At 43.0% G+C, this 2,399-nt stretch carries 3 protein-coding genes; 2 read left to right on the forward strand and 1 reads right to left on the reverse strand.

All coding sequences use genetic code 11. From position 1 onward, the window contains the following. Positions 1 to 1,024, reverse strand: a 1,024-nt coding sequence (gene zapE / locus AB4232_RS20055) for a cell division protein ZapE (RefSeq protein ID WP_372087847.1), incomplete at its 3' end; no start/stop codon positions are given. Between the two features lie 219 nt (positions 1,025 to 1,243). On the opposite strand from zapE, the gene zapG reads away from it, so the two are divergent. Next, positions 1,244 to 1,699 carry a Z-ring associated protein ZapG gene (gene zapG, locus AB4232_RS20060; RefSeq protein WP_009848969.1) on the forward strand — a complete coding sequence of 152 codons (456 nt, stop codon included), beginning with the start codon at positions 1,244 to 1,246 and terminating at the stop codon, positions 1,697 to 1,699. Between the two features lie 126 nt (positions 1,700 to 1,825). Next, on the forward strand, positions 1,826 to 2,399 hold a 574-nt coding region (locus tag AB4232_RS20065; protein ID WP_372087848.1), incomplete at its 3' end, for a trypsin-like peptidase domain-containing protein.

Genomic DNA, 2,399 nt, shown 5'->3' on the forward strand with positions numbered 1-2,399 from the left:
CTAGTTGACCATGGGTGTATAGTTTTTCTAGTTCCACTTCCGCTGAAATAATCAGTTTCACATTGCGCTCATAGAACTCATCAACTAACGCAATAAAGCGTCTAGCAGCGTCATCGGAAGTCGCGCCCATTTGCAACACATCAGCCAATAGAACCGTGTGATATACCCGAGACAACTCAATATAATCGTTCTGGCTACGAGCCGACTGACAAAGCTGAGCAAAAGTACCATGCAGCACACCATCACTCGCTTCGACCACATCTAATTGACGGTGATTAACCTCTATCTGCTTAAGCTTCTCTTTATCTTCACCAACAAGCTGCGCGTAATATGTTTCGAGGTTAATGTTCGCTTGGCTATCCAGTGGGTAATGGTAGATCTCAGCCTGCTCTAAGGTTCTCAGACGATAATCAATTCCGCTATCAACATTAAGAATATGACAGTTATCTTGAATGAGCTTAATAGCGGGTAAGAAACGCGCTCGCTGTAACCCGTTGCGATACAGATCCGCAGGTGGAATATTAGAGGTCGCAACCAAGATAACGTTTCGAGCAAATAACTCTTGGAACAAAGTTCCTAAGATCATGGCATCGGTAATGTCTGAAACAAAGAATTCATCAAAACAGATAATATCCGCTTCTTCTTTCAACTTATCTGCGACTAAAGGCAACGGGTCGCTAACATTACCTAGCGCCCTTAGCTCATCATGGACTCGATACATAAAACGGTGAAAGTGAACGCGCATTTTTTTTGTGGTCGGCAAGGCATCGTAGAACGTATCCATTAAATAGGTTTTACCGCGCCCGACGCCGCCCCAAAAATAGAGGCCTTTTGGTGGCAGTGGCAGTTCTGGCTTTTTGCCCATTAACTTTTGGAATCGAGTCAGTTGAGGAATAGGGGCATTCATGTAATCTTGGAATTGATGAAAGAGTTCATCTAAAGATTTAACGGCTTGCTCTTGTGCTGGATCTCTTTGAAATCCATGTTCTTTTATATCTTGTTCGTATTTTTTAATGGGATTCATGACGACATTTCCACAATGAAAGCGATATCAGACAGCAAATAAAAATGAGCCCAAACAGTATGAGACATGTCGCTATGCGGTGAATAATGCAGCATCAAACTGCTAACTAGCGCACACGCATTTCTCTTTATACTGCGGCTTTCTCATAGTACCATGGAGCTGTATCACGTGTAACTAAGCAGTAACAAACATGTTAAAAAACAATAATAAGGAGCTGTTATGCCTTGGATGTATGCCGTTGCCGGTTTACTAGTCGGAGTTATTTTAGGGGTCGCTATTTCTCGTCTCATGACACCTGAATACAAAAAACAAAAGAACGTACAGAAAGAATTAGATAGCGCAAAGTTTGCCCTGGAACAGCAGCGACAAGAGCTAGCTGACCACTTTGCGAAATCAGCAGAAATGTTGGACACCTTAGGTAAGGACTATACAAAGCTTTACCAACACATGGAAAAAACAAGCTCAGAGCTACTCCCTAACCTGCCAGAGCAAGACAACCCATTTGTGAAAACAGCCGCTGCTCATTCGGATAAGCCACAAGATAAGTCTTCAGTTAAAGAGTCGACGCTTGAAGAACAACCGAAAGATTACGCTAATGGCGCAACCGGTTTATTTACCGAGCAGAAGAAAGAAATCATGGATGCTCCCGATGTCGTTACAGCAAAAGCATCGTAAACATTTAACACTTCTGTGAACTTTACAAAGGTTTTTGAGTCATAACTTTCACTCAGGTCATTTGAAACTTCTCATACTTATTAAACGTATAAGAGGGTTAAGACCTTAACTAGAGAGGAGTTTATGATGAAAAAACCTTTGCTTGCTTTATCAGTACTGACTTTAAGCTTAAGTTCAATCATCACCCCCATTCAAGCTACAGCCGCACTTCCATTAAGTGTGGGTAATGAACAATTACCAAGCCTTGCTCCTATGCTTGAACAAGTAACCCCCGCTGTGGTTAGTATTGCCGTAGAAGGCAAACAGGTACAACGTCAGCAAATCCCTGAACAATTTCAATTCTTTTTTGGTCCAGAACAAACACGAGAACGCCCATTCCGCGGGCTAGGCTCTGGTGTGATCATTGATGCCAAGAAAGGCCATATTGTCACCAATTACCATGTCATCAATGGTGCCGACGATATCAAAGTAAAACTGCATGATGGTCGAGAGTACGATGCAGAGCTCATCGGCGGCGACCAGATGTCTGATATCGCGCTATTAAAACTCGAAACAGCCAAAAACCTTACCCAGATAAAAGTCGCAGATTCCGACAAATTGAGAGTCGGCGATTTCAGTGTGGCTATCGGCAACCCATTTGGGCTTGGTCAAACCGTAACATCCGGTATCGTTTCAGCGTTAGGACGTAGCGGTCTCAATC

The organism is Vibrio sp. 10N.286.46.A8 (assembly GCF_041470165.1).
GTDB classification, from domain to species: Bacteria; Pseudomonadota; Gammaproteobacteria; order Enterobacterales; family Vibrionaceae; genus Vibrio; species Vibrio tasmaniensis_A.

Bases quoted from the DNA above. Each gene is read 5' to 3' on its own strand.
- zapG (WP_009848969.1), top strand. From the start codon at position 1,244: ATGCCTTGGATGTATGCCGTTGCCGGTTTACTAGTCGGAGTTATTTTA.